This is a genomic window from Gemmobacter caeni (assembly GCF_003054195.1).
In the GTDB taxonomy this organism is placed as follows: Bacteria; Pseudomonadota; Alphaproteobacteria; order Rhodobacterales; family Rhodobacteraceae; genus Gemmobacter; species Gemmobacter caeni.
In genome coordinates, this window is sequence record NZ_QBKP01000005.1 from 239,702 (window position 1) to 253,121 (window position 13,420).

At 62.4% G+C, this 13,420-nt stretch carries 12 protein-coding genes and 1 pseudogene; 7 read left to right on the top strand and 6 right to left on the bottom strand.

What is annotated here, in order from left to right; translation table 11 throughout:
* Window position 1: 1 nt before the first annotated feature.
* From C8N34_RS10170 to C8N34_RS26855, 6 genes are read right to left on the bottom strand one after another with little or no spacing between them, the layout of a single operon-like run.
* Window positions 2–904 carry a branched-chain amino acid ABC transporter permease gene (locus tag C8N34_RS10170; protein WP_108128786.1) on the bottom strand — a complete coding sequence of 301 codons (903 nt, stop codon included), beginning with the start codon at window positions 902–904 and terminating at the stop codon, window positions 2–4.
* Window positions 901–1,629: an ABC transporter ATP-binding protein gene (locus C8N34_RS10175; protein ID WP_108128787.1), complete on the bottom strand. Its 729-nt coding sequence runs from the start codon at window positions 1,627–1,629 to the stop codon at window positions 901–903. The genes C8N34_RS10170 and C8N34_RS10175 overlap by 4 nt, the downstream gene beginning before the upstream one ends.
* Complete coding sequence (locus C8N34_RS10180; protein ID WP_108128788.1) at window positions 1,626–2,399, bottom strand: ABC transporter ATP-binding protein; 774 nt, start codon at window positions 2,397–2,399, stop codon at window positions 1,626–1,628. Before C8N34_RS10180 ends, C8N34_RS10175 begins: the two co-directional genes overlap by 4 nt.
* Entirely contained in the window at window positions 2,396–3,583 is a 1,188-nt protein-coding gene (locus tag C8N34_RS10185) for a pyridoxal phosphate-dependent aminotransferase (RefSeq protein WP_108128789.1), read from the bottom strand. The genes C8N34_RS10180 and C8N34_RS10185 overlap by 4 nt, the downstream gene beginning before the upstream one ends.
* A complete protein-coding gene (locus C8N34_RS10190; RefSeq protein ID WP_108128790.1) occupies window positions 3,580–3,966 on the bottom strand; it encodes a RidA family protein in 387 nt (128 codons plus the stop codon). Before C8N34_RS10190 ends, C8N34_RS10185 begins: the two co-directional genes overlap by 4 nt.
* A gap of 54 nt (window positions 3,967–4,020) precedes the next feature.
* Window positions 4,021–4,206, bottom strand: a complete 186-nt coding sequence (locus C8N34_RS26855; protein WP_242013866.1) for a hypothetical protein — start codon at window positions 4,204–4,206, stop codon at window positions 4,021–4,023.
* Between C8N34_RS26855 and C8N34_RS10195 the strand changes: the two are divergent.
* The 7 genes and pseudogenes from C8N34_RS10195 to C8N34_RS10225 form a co-directional block, all read left to right on the top strand.
* A pseudogene (locus C8N34_RS10195) lies at window positions 4,129–4,574 on the top strand (transposase); the annotation flags it as partial. The gene C8N34_RS26855 and the pseudogene C8N34_RS10195 sit on opposite strands and share 78 nt — an antisense overlap.
* Window positions 4,575–4,620: 46 nt before the next feature.
* Window positions 4,621–5,532 (top strand): LysR family transcriptional regulator, encoded by a 912-nt coding sequence (locus C8N34_RS10200; protein ID WP_108128791.1) that lies wholly within the window; start codon window positions 4,621–4,623, stop codon window positions 5,530–5,532.
* A gap of 796 nt (window positions 5,533–6,328) precedes the next feature.
* Window positions 6,329–7,255 carry a 3-hydroxyacyl-CoA dehydrogenase NAD-binding domain-containing protein gene (locus tag C8N34_RS10205; RefSeq protein WP_108128792.1) on the top strand — a complete coding sequence of 309 codons (927 nt, stop codon included), beginning with the start codon at window positions 6,329–6,331 and terminating at the stop codon, window positions 7,253–7,255.
* Window positions 7,252–8,202 carry a 3,5-dioxohexanoate:acetyl-CoA acetone transferase gene (gene kce / locus C8N34_RS10210; RefSeq protein ID WP_199750729.1) on the top strand — a complete coding sequence of 317 codons (951 nt, stop codon included), beginning with the start codon at window positions 7,252–7,254 and terminating at the stop codon, window positions 8,200–8,202. The genes C8N34_RS10205 and kce overlap by 4 nt, the downstream gene beginning before the upstream one ends.
* 75 nt (window positions 8,203–8,277) lie before the next feature.
* Window positions 8,278–10,344: a hydantoinase/oxoprolinase family protein gene (locus C8N34_RS10215; protein ID WP_108128794.1), complete on the top strand. Its 2,067-nt coding sequence runs from the start codon at window positions 8,278–8,280 to the stop codon at window positions 10,342–10,344.
* Window positions 10,341–12,131 (top strand): hydantoinase B/oxoprolinase family protein, encoded by a 1,791-nt coding sequence (locus C8N34_RS10220; RefSeq protein ID WP_108128795.1) that lies wholly within the window; start codon window positions 10,341–10,343, stop codon window positions 12,129–12,131. Before C8N34_RS10215 ends, C8N34_RS10220 begins: the two co-directional genes overlap by 4 nt.
* A 47-nt stretch (window positions 12,132–12,178) precedes the next feature.
* A complete protein-coding gene (locus C8N34_RS10225; protein ID WP_108128796.1) occupies window positions 12,179–13,360 on the top strand; it encodes an ABC transporter substrate-binding protein in 1,182 nt (393 codons plus the stop codon).
* Window positions 13,361–13,420: the final 60 nt, after the last annotated feature.

Sequence of the window (13,420 nt, forward strand, 5' to 3'; positions counted from 1 at the left end):
CTCACAGCCGGGAAGATTTTGAAAAAAGCCCCTGCGGACGTAGGGACAATACCAGCAGCAGCAGAACAAACGGCACCGCACCTTTGTAGCCGGTCGGCAACATAAGCGTGGACAGGCTTTCCGCCAATCCTACGATGAGGCCACCAAGGACTGCACCGAAGAGATTTCCGCTGCCCCCCAGAATTGCCGCGGCAAAAATTGCAAGTAGCATGTTGAAGCCAAGTTCGGGCCGAAGCTGAACGGTCAGGCCGGCGAATATCCCCGCCAATGCGGCCAGGGCACCCGACAACATCCACGTCCAGCGAATGACCGCCGCAACATCAATGCCCGAAGCCCGCGAAAGGGCCGGGTTATCCGCCATGGCGCGCATGGCGATGCCACTGCGGCTGCGGCTGAGGAAGAGATGCAGGACCACCACCAACACTACGGTCAGACCCAGCACGAAAATCTGATCCGGCAGCATCCGGACGCCTGGCAGGATTTCGACCGCCATCGTCAGGTTGCGGCTGTAATACTGCGCGTTGCCGCCCCAGAAGAACAAGACTGCGTGGCGAAGCGTCAGGGCCACGCCGAAGCTTGCGAAAACCAGCGTCAGGCGCGCGGCTCCGTTCGCTCGCAACCGCCGGAAGACAAGCGCATCCACCCCGATCGCCAGGAAGCCGGTGCAAATGCACGCAACCAGAACGGCCACGAGGAACGGCCATCCGAACGAGAATGGCGCCAGCGGCGTGCCCAAAGGCAGGCTGCCCACCACCATCAGGGCGATATAGGCGCCCCATGTCAGAAGTTCTGAATGTGCGAAATTGGAAAATCGCAAGATCTGCGAGCAAAGAGAATATCCGATAGCCCCCAGGGAAAGGATGCCCCCTGTCAGTAGTCCATCGACCAGCGCCTGTCCGATCATGTCGTTTTCCCTATGCCAAGAAATGCTCTTGCTATTCCGTCGTCGGCCATCAGCGCTTCCGGCGTTCCTTCAGAATGGTTGCGGCCCTCGACCAAAATGCAGGCGCGATCACAGACCGCGAGCGCAGCTTTCACGTTCTGCTCGACCATAAGGACCGCGATGCCCGAGCCTGCCAACGTCTTCAGGCTTTCCAGAACCTCTGTGACGACAAGCGGGGCAAGCCCGGCTGTCGGTTCGTCCAGCAGGATCAGACGGGGCCGCGTCATCAGGGCCCGCGCAATCGCAAGCATCTGACGCTGCCCCCCCGACAGGGCGTTGGCCGCCTGGTTGCGCCGTTCAGCCAGCGCCGGAAAGCGCTCATAGGCTTCGTCCAGCCGCTCGTTCATCACCGCGCGCGGCAGGGTATGCGCCCCGGCCTTAAGGTTATGTTCGATGCTGAGCTGTGCAAAAACGTTTTCGGTCTGCGGCACGAAACCGATACCCGCCGCGACGATCCGATGCGTCGGTACGCCCGTCAGATCCTGGCCATCGAAACAGATCCCCCCCTCTCCAACCGGGACAAGCCCCGCCAGTGCTTTCAGAAAGGTGGATTTCCCTGCCCCGTTCGGACCGAGCAGGGTCACGAACTCGCCTGCATCCACCTTCACCGAGGCGTCAAAAACAATCGGCATTCCCGGGATGTAGAAGGCCTCGAGATTCTGGACCTTAAGCAATGGCAGCGTCATGCCGGTACCTCGCCAAGATAAGCGTCGATCACCTTCCGGTCGACGGTCACTTCGGCGGGCGTGCCCTCGGCAATGCGGCGCCCCTGCGCCATGACGACGATGCGTGCACAGATCCGCATCACCAGATCCATATTATGCTCGACGATCAGAAAGCTGACCCCCCGCGCATTCAGTTCGACGACGCGGTCGATAAGATGCTCGATCAGCGAGGGGTTCACGCCGGCCGTGGGTTCGTCGAGCAGGATCAGACGCGGTTCCGCCATCATGACCCGCGCCAGTTCCAAAAGCTTTTGCTGGCCGCCCGACAGCGATCCTGCCATTTCCTGCGTCATGTGCGTCAGATTGCAGAATGCAAGCACATCCTCGGCACGGGCACGGTTCTCGCGCTCCTGCTGCGCCACGACACCCGGCTGAATCCAATTGCTCCAGAAGCGTTCCCCGCTCTGGTTGGGGGCAGCGCACATGACATTTTCCAGTACTGTCATCTTGCGGAATGGTCGCGGTATCTGAAAGGTTCTGGCAAGTCCGTGACGAAAGACCTGCTCGGGCTTCATCCCTGTGATGTCATGGCCCTGAAACAGAACCTGCCCGCTGCTGGGCCGTGTTTCGCCTGCGATAAGGCCGAACAGTGTGCTTTTGCCCGCCCCGTTCGGCCCGATGAGACCCGTGATATCGCCCTTGCGCAGATCGAGGTTCACGCCATCGACGGCCTGTAAAGCACCAAAGCTCTTGCGCAGTCCTCGGGCCTGCAGGATCAGTTCCGCGTTCATGATTTACCCTCTTGCCACAGGGCGTTGAAAAAGGACTGCAACCGATCCATACCTTCGGAAATCCTTTCGATCCCCTCGGAGCCAAAGCAGACGCGCAAGTGGCCCTCGCCCGATGCGCCATAGAATGTGCCGGCCTCGACGACCACGCCTGCCTCTTCCAGAATACGGTCTGCCATCTCCTGCGCACCGATCCCGAAGGCAGAGATATCGGGGAAGGCATAGATTGATCCGTGCGGCAGCGCACAGCGCACCCCTGGCATCTGGTTCAGCCGCGACACGACCAGATCGCGGCGGGCTTTGTCATCGGCGATAAGTCTGTCGAGTATTTCACGATCACCGTTGATGGCAGCCAGGGCGCCGTATTGGATGAACGTATTAACGTGGGTGACATCGTTTGCGGTGATTTTCAACAGCCCGGCCATCACCCAGTCGGGTGCATGCAGATAGCCCAGCCGCCAGCCATCCATCGCGTAGGATTTGGTAAAGGCGAAAGCGCTGATCGTACGCTCGGCCATACCCGGCAGGGCGGCAATGCTGTGATGGGTCACACCGTCATAAACGATGTCCTCATAAACCTCGTCAGAAAAGACCAGAAGATCGTGGCGGATCGCCAGATCGGCCAGGCCCTGCAGCTCTGCCTTGGTATAGACGCGCCCCGTTGGATTGACCGGATTGACCAGCACGATCATGCGCGTCCGCGCAGTCAGATGAGGTTCGATCAAGTCCGGACGCAGAGTGAAATCATCACTCGCATCCAAGGGGGCGAACACCGCCTTCGCACCGGCAAGCTCGATCTTGCCGAGATGCTGGGGATAATACGGCTCCAGCAGGATAACCTCGTCATCCGGATCAAGCACGGCCATGAACGCCGCAAAAGATGCGTGCGTCAGCCCACATGTTACGAGGACGCCGTCCGGGGTGGCCGGAATACCGTTTCGTTGCGACAGCTTGGCCGCCAATGCGTCGCGCAGCACCGGCAGCCCGCGAAGGTCACTGTAATGCACCTCACCACGCCGCAAGGCCTCGATGGTGGCCTCCTTGATCGGGGCCGGGGTGTCGGCATGAGGACGACCAAGCTCGAGATGCACCAGATCACGCCCGGCATGGCGAGCCGCCGATGCCTTTTGATACATGCCGAATGATTTTTCCGATGTTCCGGAAATCCGGGCGGCTACGCGCTTCATGCCATGCTCCTCCGGGCGGTCATCTCAAACTCGACCTTGATATTGGAGTCGGGGAAGCCGCAGGTTATTGTTGTGTTGGCGGGGCGCGGGTCGTCGAAGATCTCGCCAAGCAGCTTGCAGATCTCGACGGTGTCAGCGGCATCCGAAAGATAACACCGAACGCGCACAACATCGGCAAAGCTTGCGCCTGCCTGTTCCAGAGCCGCCCCGATCACCTCAAGCGCCTTGCGCGCCTGCGCGACTGCCGTGCTGGCGAAACCCTTTATCTCGGCGTCAAACCCCGAGGTCGCCGAGACAAACACCCACTCTCCGTCGACCAACGCGCGCGAATAGCCCGCGAGTTCTTCAAAGGGCGATCCGGAATATATTGCTCGTCTGGACATGCTCACTCCCCAAGTGTTTGCGCATTTGATCAATGGATCGTAAAAAAGCCCAAGTCAAACGGTTTGTGCGAGCAAACAGCCAAGCTCCAGACCCATTGATTTCGGTTCTTTGGCGTAATTCAGGCACTGCAAGGAGATCTGACCGATGAGCAATCTTACCGGCTGACCGACGCGCAGATAGAGCGGCTGAAGCCGTCCCTCCCCAAGAGCCATGGCAAGCCCAGCGTTGATGACCTCCATGCCTTCAACGGCATAATTTCTATCAATCGCAATGGGTTCAGCGTTGCGGCTCGCCGAAGGAATACGGTCCGGCGAAGACCCTCTGCAACCGCCGGAAGTGCTGGGGCGACAAGGGGGTCTTCGTCCGGATCATGGTGGGCCTTGTTGCCGAAAGCGCCGAACACAAGACGATCATGATCGACGCGACCTGTCTCAAGGCATACGGCACGGCATCAAGCCTGCGGGTCAAAAAAGGGGGGCGAACGCACCAGATCGGACGAACCAAAGGTGCCATGAACACCAAGTTGCACACTGTCGCGGATGCGAAGGGGCGGCCGATCCGGTTCTTCATGTCCTCCGGGCACTTTCTCGGCTATCCAGGCATCGCCTGTCAGGTAACGGGTCAGCTCACGCTCACTCATCACAATCCATTCCATGCTCGATCTTCTGAGGTATTTCATCGGGATCGTCGATGCAGGCTCAATGACCCGCGCGGCCGATCTGCTCGGCGTGGCGCAGCCCTCGCTGTCGGCGCATATCGCACGGATGGAAGAGAATCTCGAGGTGGCGCTGTTCGAGCGCCTGCCGCGCGGCATCCGGCCGACCGAAGCGGGCATGATCCTCTATGACAGGGCGCAGACGATATTGGCCAGCGTCGATCAGGCACTGGCCGATGTGCGCAGCCTGTCGCGCAGCGTCTCGGGCAAGGTGCATCTGGGCCTCACGGGCACGATCAACGGGGCGCTGGCCGTGCCGCTGATCACGGCGGCACGGCTGCGGTTCCCGGCCTTGCAGATCGTGATTTCCGAGGCGATGAGCGGCTTCCTGCAGGATTGGGCGGCGGCGGGCAAGATCGACCTCGGGATCATCTACGGCGAGCGAGAGCTTGCGGGCCTGAGCTGTGCGCCGCTGTTCATAGAAGAGCTGGTGGCGCTGACCCTGCCCGGCGATGCGGCGCAAAGCTTCGCCGAGCTCGCCGCGCGGCTCCCCTTCATCCTGCCGGGCCCGGCCCATGGCCTGCGCCAGACCATCGACGACGGCCTGAAGCGGCTCGGGATCGCGGTCGAGGTGGGGTTCGAAGTGGCCTCCTATCAGAACATCGTCGATTTCACGACTGCGGGCTTTGGTGCCTCGATCCTGCCCCGCCATGCGGTCGCCCGCGATCTGGCCGAGGGCCGGTTGCGGGCGCTGTCGCTCGGCACGCCGCCGATGACCCGGGTCGCGAGCATCGTGGCCCCGACGACCCGCGCCCGGAGCGGCCCGGCCGTCGCGCTTGAAAGCCTGCTGCGCGAGGTCGTCGCCGATCTGATCGCAGCCGGGCGCTGGCAGGGGGCGCACCCGCACTGAGCCACCGCCCCAGTCGCGATGAAACCGGGCGAACTCGTGACCGGCTCGTGATTGGCGTGCGGGCGTTGATCCTTGCCGCAGGGTCGGGATAGCCGCGCGCCGTCTGGTTGCAACCCGCGCGCGCAGCCGTTTGATACCCCGCCAAAGCAGCAAAAGGTCGCGATGCCTTTTGCGACGCACGACCGATCCGTCGTGACCGGCACCATGCAGGTGGAAAATGCGCTTTGCCAGATCGATCCCGATAATCGTAACCTCGGACATGGATGCTACCTCCTTCTGTGATGGCTTCAACACGCATCACATTGGCACATTGCGATGCGATCAGGCGGGAGCGCCCACGCCGTCGACATGACCTAAGTCGCAGCCGTGGTGGCAAGCGCGTTGATTTGATCGGTGTCGCGTAGGGCTGCCTCGGCCTACATCCTCCAGAAGTAATTGATTTTCATAAATTTTATTCTAGTACGGTCGCGCCGCGCACACTCCAGGACCCGATCCCCCAGCCTCAACTCTTGCTGCCGCCGATTTGGCCGTCGCAACCAGGTGCCGCCGGTGCAATCCGCGTCATTGGCAGACTGCGGGGCGGCATGGCCTAGCGTCTGCGCATCGCCAGAGAAGATGGCGCGAAGGAACTGATATATCGTTATATCTATACACTTTCCACAAAGAAAATCCTGATCATTTTTTCGAATATTTCCATGTTTTCATCAGAAATATCGAATCAAAAAAGTGATATAACACTATTGACAGAATCCTGATTCGATCTGAATGATGGCTTTGTCCGAAGGGGAAATCAGCTATGACGAAGCCGGTTATCGCAGTCATCGGGGCAGGTCTGATCGGGCGGTCCTGGTCGGTTCTGTTCGGCGCTGCAGGTCATGAGGTTCGGCTTTGCGACATGTCGCAAGCGGCGCTGGATCAGTCGCGGCAATGGCTGGCCGAGCGGCTGCCTGCGGCGGCGATGCAGCGGATCCGCTTCTATCTGGAACTGGAGCGGGCGCTGGATGGCGCCGCCTATGTGCAAGAGGCTGCGCTGGAAGATCTGCCGATGAAACTGGCACTGTTCCAGTCGATCGAAGACCTGGTCGATGACGATTGCGTGCTGGCCTCATCCACCTCTGCCCTGCTGCCCGACGATATTTTTGCCGCGATGCGCCGACCGGAGCGCTGCCTGGTCGCGCATCCCGCCAACCCGCCGCATCTCTTGCCGGTGGTGGAACTGGTGCCCAGCGCCGCGACCGATCCTGCCGTGATCGACCGGGTCGCCGCGATGATGACGGATCTGGGGCAGGACGTGATCCGCGTGCAGCAAAGCGCGCCGGGTTTCGTGCTGAACCGGCTGCAATCGGCACTGGTGGAAGAAGCGCTGCGGCTGGTCGCCAGCGGTGTGGCCAGCCCCGACGATGTCGACCGTGCCGTGCGCTCGGGCCTTGGGATGCGATGGGCCTTTGCCGGCCCGTTCGAAGTGATGGACCTTAACGCCAGCGGCGGCTTCGCCGATTACGCGGCCCGGCTTGGCCCGGCCCTGGCAGCCTCGGCGCCGGGGGGCAGCGAAACCAGCGCCTGGCATGGCACCGCCCCGGCTCTGATCACCCAGGCCCGGAGAGAAAGCCTTGATATAAAAGAGATTCCGGCCCGCCAACGCTGGTTGGCCGACAAATTGCAAGACCTGCGCCGACTGAAGCAGCCGCTGCGGGAAACGTCTTCTGAAGGAGCATTGTCGTGAGCGAGAAGAAACCGAAATCCGGCAGCAAGGTGATCATCACCTGTGCGGTCACTGGCTCGATCCACACGCCGACCATGTCGGATCACCTGCCGCTGACCCCGGATCAGATCCGCGACGAAGCGATCGGTGCGGCGCAGGCCGGGGCGGCCATCTTGCACCTGCATGCCCGCAATCCGGTCGATGGCAGCCCGACGCCCTCGCCCGATGTGTTCCGCGCATTCCTGCCGCAGATCGCCGAGGCGACCGACGCAGTGCTGAACATCACCACTGGCGGCGGCCATAACATGACGGTGCAGGAGCGCCTGGCCGCGCCGCTGGAATTCAAGCCCGAGATGTGTTCGCTCAACATGGGCTCGATGAATTTCGGCCTGTTCCCGATGCTGGAGCGCTACCCGAACTGGAAGCATGACTGGGAGCCGAAATATCTTGAGAACTCCCGCGACTTCATCTTCCGCAACACCTTCAAGGATATTGAATATATCCTGAAGCATCTGGGCGATGACTGCGGCACCCGCTTTGAATTCGAGTGCTACGATATCGGCCATCTGTATACGCTGGCGCATTTCCTGGAACGCGGGCTGGTGAAGCCGCCGCTGTTCGTGCAGTCGATCTTCGGCATTCTGGGCGGCATTTCGGCCGATCCGTCCAATGTGATGCATATGCGCGAAACCGCCGAAAAGCTGTTCGGCGCGGATTACCAATGGTCGATCCTGGCCGCCGGACGCCATCAGATGGGGCTTTGCACCATGGGCGCGATCCTGGGCGGCAACGTGCGGGTGGGGCTGGAGGATTCGCTTTATCTGGGCAAGGGCCAGATGGCCAAAAGCAATGCCGATCAGGTGTCGAAGATCCGCCGCATCCTGGAGGAGCTTTCGCTGGAAATCGCCACGCCAGCCGAAGCGCGGCAGATGCTTGACCTGAAAGGGGCTGCGGCCACCGCGATCTAGGGGGCGGGCCGTCGGCCCGCTTCCTCCCGACAAATGAGAGCCACGCCAAAGTGGTCTTCAGCAACAGGAGAGACTATGCGCTTTGCAACCGATACCGGGGGCACGTTCACCGATCTTGTCGTCGAGGATGACGACGGTTTCGTGCGGATGTTCAAGGCCTCGACCACGCCCGACGATCCGATCCGGGGCGTGCTGGATGTGCTTCAGGTCGCCGCCGACGATTACGGGATCAGCCGGGCCGAGATGCTGGCCAAGGGCGATCTGTTCATCCATGGCACCACGCGGGCGATCAATGCCATCGTGACCGGCACGGCGGCGAAGACGGCGCTTCTATGTACCTGGGGCAATCCCGAAGTGCTGGTGCTGCGCGAAGGCGGGCGGATCGAGCCGTTCAACTTCACCGTGCCCTATCCCAAGCCCTATATTCCGCGCGCCTTGACCTTCGAAGTGCCCGAGCGCATCTTGCATGATGGCAGCGTGGACCAGCCGCTGGACGAAGCGGCACTGCTGGCGATCATCGCCGAGATGAAGGCGCAGGGCGTCGAGGCGGTGGCGGTCAGCCTGCTGTGGTCGGTCGTGAACCCGGTGCATGAACTCAGGATCGGCGCGCTTCTGACCGAACATCTGCCCGGCGTGCCGGTGACGCTCTCGCATGAGGTGAACCCGATCCTGCGCGAATATCGCCGCACCTCGGCCACCGCGATTGACGCCTCGCTGAAGCCCCTGATGACCACCTATATGGAAACGCTTGAGGCGCGACTGCGCGAGGCGGGTTTCAGCGGGCGGGTGCTGGTGCTGACCTCGCAAGGCGGGGTGCTGGATGCCGTCGATGTCGCCCGCCAGCCGATCCATTCGATCAATTCCGGCCCCTCGATGGCCCCGGTCGCCGGTCGCTATTTCGCCGAGGCCGATTGCGCGGCGAAAGACGCCATCGTCGCCGATACCGGCGGCACCACCTATGACGTAAGCCTGATCCGCGGCGGCACGATCCCCTGGGCGCGCGAGACCTGGATCGGCCAACCCTTCCGTGGCCACATGACGGGCTTTCCCTCGATCGACGTGAAAAGCGTCGGCGCGGGCGGCGGCTCCATTGCCTCGGTCGATGAGGGCGGGCTGTTGTCGGTAGGCCCGCGCAGCGCGGGGTCGGTGCCCGGCCCGGTCTGCTATGGCAAGGGCGGGTTCGAGCCGACGGTGACCGATGCGGCGCTGGTTCTGGGCTATCTGGACCCGGATAATTTCCTGGGCGGCGCCATCTCGCTCGACCTGATCGCGGCAGAACGCGCGATTGAAGAGCGCATCGCGAAACCGCTGGGCCTGTCGGTCTATGAGGCGGCCTCGGCCATCCTTGATGTCGTGACGGAGAATATGGTCCAGGCGATTGACGATATCACCGTGGCGCAGGGGTTCGATCCGGCCAATGCGGTGCTGATCGGCGGCGGCGGCGCGGCCGGGTTCAACTCGGTGCTGATCGCGCGCAGACTGGGCTGCAAGACGCTGGTGATGCCGCAGGTCGGCGCGGCGCTTTCGGCGGGCGGTGGTCTGATTTCGGAGCTGACCAACAATTTCCGTGTCATCGCCGCCACCCGCACCGATGCCTTCGACGCGGACCTCGTGGCCAAGACGCTGAAAGACCTCCGCGAAAAGGCCGAGGCCTTCCTGGCCGCCACCGGCGATCAGGCGATTGAAAGCCGCATCACCTTCAGCTTCGAAGGACATTACCCCTCGCAGGTCTGGGATATCGAAGTCACGCTGCCCTCGGACCGGATCGGCGATGTGAAAGCACTGGAAACCGCGTTCCATGACACGCATGAGGCGCTGTTTGCCGTGCGCGACGAAGGCGCCCCGGTCGAAATCGTCAGCTGGCGCGTCGATGTGGCGGTGAAAATCCGCTCGGGCAGCATCGGCCAGATGCAGAATATCGGAATTGGCGGCAAATCCACCCGGCGGAACTGCTATTTCCGCGAAACAGGTCTGGGCGAAGTCCGTCTGGCCAGCTTCTCCGAAATGACCGAGGACGACCGCGTGCGCGGCCCGGCCATCGTGGAAAGCCCCTTCACCACGGTTGTGGTCTTCCCCGGATCGGAAGCGCGCAAGGTTGCCTCCGGCTCGGTTGTCATCGAACTGCTGGGAGAAAACGCATGAACCGGCCGCTGAACCATGGCGCAGAGACGCGCAAGACCGGCGCGATCGACGGTGTGAAGCTGGCGATCCTGAACAACCGCTGGGAGGCGGTGGCGCGCAAGATGGCGAATACGCTTTTGCGCACCGGGCGCTCGGGCGTTCTGGCGACGGCGCGGGATTTTTCCTGCTGCATCGTCACCGCCGACAACCGGCTTCTGGCCACGGCGGAAAGCATTCCGATCCATGTTCTGGTCGGCCCCGACATGATGGCGCGCTCGATGTGCGAGTTGCACCCCGGTCTGAAGCCGGGCGATGCCTTCCTGCACAACTCGCCCTATCACGGCTGTTCCCATGCCGCCGATCTGTCGATCCTGGTGCCGGTGTTCGACGATGACGGCCGCCACCGCTATACCGCCATCGTCAAGGCGCATCAGGCCGATATCGGCAACTCGATCCCGACCACCTATTTCGGCCATGCGAAAGACGTCTATAACGAAGGCGCGCTGATCTTCCCGGCGGTGCAGGTGCAGCGCGATTACAAGGATATCGAGGATATCATCCGCATGTGCCGGATGCGTATCCGGGTGCCCGATCAGTGGTGGGGTGATTACCTTGGCATGATCGGCGCTGGCCGGATCGCCGAACGCGAGATCCGCGCCGTGGGCGCCGAATTCGGCTGGGACGAACTGGCGGAACTGGGCGAGCAATGGTTCAGCTACAGCGCCGACCGGATGAAGGCGGCGATTGCAAAACTGCCGGCGAAGACCGCCACCTCCAGCTCTACCCATGACCCGCTGCCGGGCACGCCTGCGGAAGGGGTACGGATCAACACCACCGTCTCGGTCGATCCGGCAGAGGGGTTCATCGACATCGACCTGACTGACAATATCGATGCGCTGGACCTGGGCATCAACGTTTCCGAGGCCTGCACGCGGACCGCGGCGCTGATTGGGGTGTTCAACTCGATCGACCATACCGTGCCGCGCAATGCGGGATCGTTCGGGCGGGTGCGGCTGAAGCTGCGCGAAGGCGCAGTCGTGGGCGTCCCGAAACATCCAACCAGCTGCTCGGTCGCGACGACCAATGTCGCCGACCGGATTTCCAATGCGGTGCAGACGGCGATTGCCGCGATGGACAGCCGCTTCGGCCAGGCAGAGACCGGCGCGCTCAGCCCGGCGACGATGGCGGTGATTTCGGGCAAAGACCCCCGCAAGGGCAAGCCCTTCGTCAACCAGATCTTCCTGGGGGCCACCGCCGGGGCGGGGACGCCCACGGAAGACAGCTGGATCACCATCGCTCATGCCGGCAATGCCGGGATGCTGTATATCGACAGTATCGAAATCCTTGAGATGGCCTATCCGATCCGCTGCTATCAGCGCCGGCTGGTCACCGATACCGAAGGGGCGGGGGAATTCACCGGCGCGCCCAGTCTGATGGGCGAATATGGCCCCGATGGCTGCGAGATGGTGGTGAATGCGGTCAGCGACGGCACCCTCAACGCCGCCAAAGGGGCGGCAGGTGGGGCCAGTGCGGGCGGAGCGCGGCAATATCGCAAGCGGGCCGATGGCAGCCTTGAGGAACTGCCGGTCGTGGTCTCGGTGACCGTGGCCCCCGACGAGCGCATCCTTTCCTATTCCTGTGGCGGTGGCGGCTTCGGAGATCCGCGCCAGCGCCAGCCCGAGCGCGTCCTTCACGACCTGCGCGAGGGCCTTGTGACCCGGGAACGGGCGCAAGAGGTCTATGGCGTCTCGGTCACCGAGACGCTCGAGATCGACCGCGAGGCCACTGCCCGGCTTCGCGCGAAATAAAACAATAAAAACAATATATAATCGTCCAACAGCCAGGAGAAACTGACATGAAGCACATGCTTCTTACCGCCTGCTCGGCCGCCTTGTCCCTTTGTCTTGCCCTGCCGGTTCAGGCCGATGACACCCCGATTGTGATCGGCGTCGCCAGCGGCCAGACCGGCACGCTGGAACCCTGGGACAAGGGGGCCGCACGGGGGGCCGAACTTGCGGTTGATGACATCAACGCGGCGGGGGGGCTGTTGGGGCGCCCGGTCGAGCTGGTGATCCGCGACACCAAATCCGACCCCTCGCTTGGGCCGACCGCCGCGCTGGAAGTGCTGGACGCCGGCTCCGAGATGGTGCTGGTCGCCTGCGACTATGACTTCGGTGCCCCCGCCGCGCTGACGGCGATTTCCCAGGGCAAGATCGCCATGTCCAGTTGCGCGGCCGATGCCAAGTTCGGCGTGCAGGGCGTTGGCCCGCTGGCCTATACTCAGGCGCTGGCCACCAATGGCCAGGGCGCTTTGCTGGCCGAATTCGCGGCCGAACAGCCCGGCTGGGACAAGGTCTACATCATGCAGGATACGGCGATTGAATATACCAAATCGCTCTGCGCCAATTTCCGCAAACGCTGGGTCGATCTGAAGGGCGAGGACAGCATCCTTGGCGAAGACACCTGGAATGGGTTGAATGACAATGCAATCGCGGGCCAGATCTCGCGGATCAAATCCGACGGGGCGGATGCGAATTTCATTGTCTGGTGTGGCTTCACCAACAATGGCGCGATGATGCGGCAACTGCGCTCGGCCGGGGTCGATCTGCCGGTTCTGGCATCGGAATCGATGGATGGCAGCCACTGGATCGAGGCGGTGCCGGATCTGAGCGATTTCTATATCGCGGTCTATGCCTCGATCTGGGGCAATGATCCCGATCCCAAGATCGCCGCCTTCATGACCCGCTTTCAGGAGAAATTCGGCGAACCGGCACGGATGGGCCATGTGGTGACCGGCTATACTGCAGTCGAGGCCTGGGCGCGGGCGGTGGAAAAGGTGGGCAGTCTGGATACGACGGCGATCCAGACCGCGCTTGATGGCTTTACCGGAGAGCCGCTGCTGACCGGGCCTTCGACCTATACGCCCGATCTGCACATCAACCTGACCAGCCCGATGCTGATGATGAAGGTCACGAATGGCAAATACGAGCCTATCGGGCGGCGCGCGGCAGAAAAGGTCTCTCCGCCGGAATTCTGAGCTGTGGCGCGGGCGGCATCAGTGCCGCCCGTTCGCCCGTCCCGTGGCCTCACCCCCCGG

Coding starts and splice junctions, on each gene's coding strand:
- C8N34_RS10170 (WP_108128786.1), bottom strand. CDS start 904: ATGATCGGACAGGCGCTGGTCGATGGACTACTGACAGGGGGCATCCTT.
- C8N34_RS10175 (WP_108128787.1), bottom strand. CDS start 1,629: ATGACGCTGCCATTGCTTAAGGTCCAGAATCTCGAGGCCTTCTACATC.
- C8N34_RS10180 (WP_108128788.1), bottom strand. CDS start 2,399: ATGAACGCGGAACTGATCCTGCAGGCCCGAGGACTGCGCAAGAGCTTT.
- C8N34_RS10185 (WP_108128789.1), bottom strand. CDS start 3,583: ATGAAGCGCGTAGCCGCCCGGATTTCCGGAACATCGGAAAAATCATTC.
- C8N34_RS10190 (WP_108128790.1), bottom strand. CDS start 3,966: ATGTCCAGACGAGCAATATATTCCGGATCGCCCTTTGAAGAACTCGCG.
- C8N34_RS26855 (WP_242013866.1), bottom strand. CDS start 4,206: ATGGAGGTCATCAACGCTGGGCTTGCCATGGCTCTTGGGGAGGGACGG.
- C8N34_RS10200 (WP_108128791.1), top strand. CDS start 4,621: ATGCTCGATCTTCTGAGGTATTTCATCGGGATCGTCGATGCAGGCTCA.
- C8N34_RS10205 (WP_108128792.1), top strand. CDS start 6,329: ATGACGAAGCCGGTTATCGCAGTCATCGGGGCAGGTCTGATCGGGCGG.
- C8N34_RS10215 (WP_108128794.1), top strand. CDS start 8,278: ATGCGCTTTGCAACCGATACCGGGGGCACGTTCACCGATCTTGTCGTC.
- C8N34_RS10220 (WP_108128795.1), top strand. CDS start 10,341: ATGAACCGGCCGCTGAACCATGGCGCAGAGACGCGCAAGACCGGCGCG.
- C8N34_RS10225 (WP_108128796.1), top strand. CDS start 12,179: ATGAAGCACATGCTTCTTACCGCCTGCTCGGCCGCCTTGTCCCTTTGT.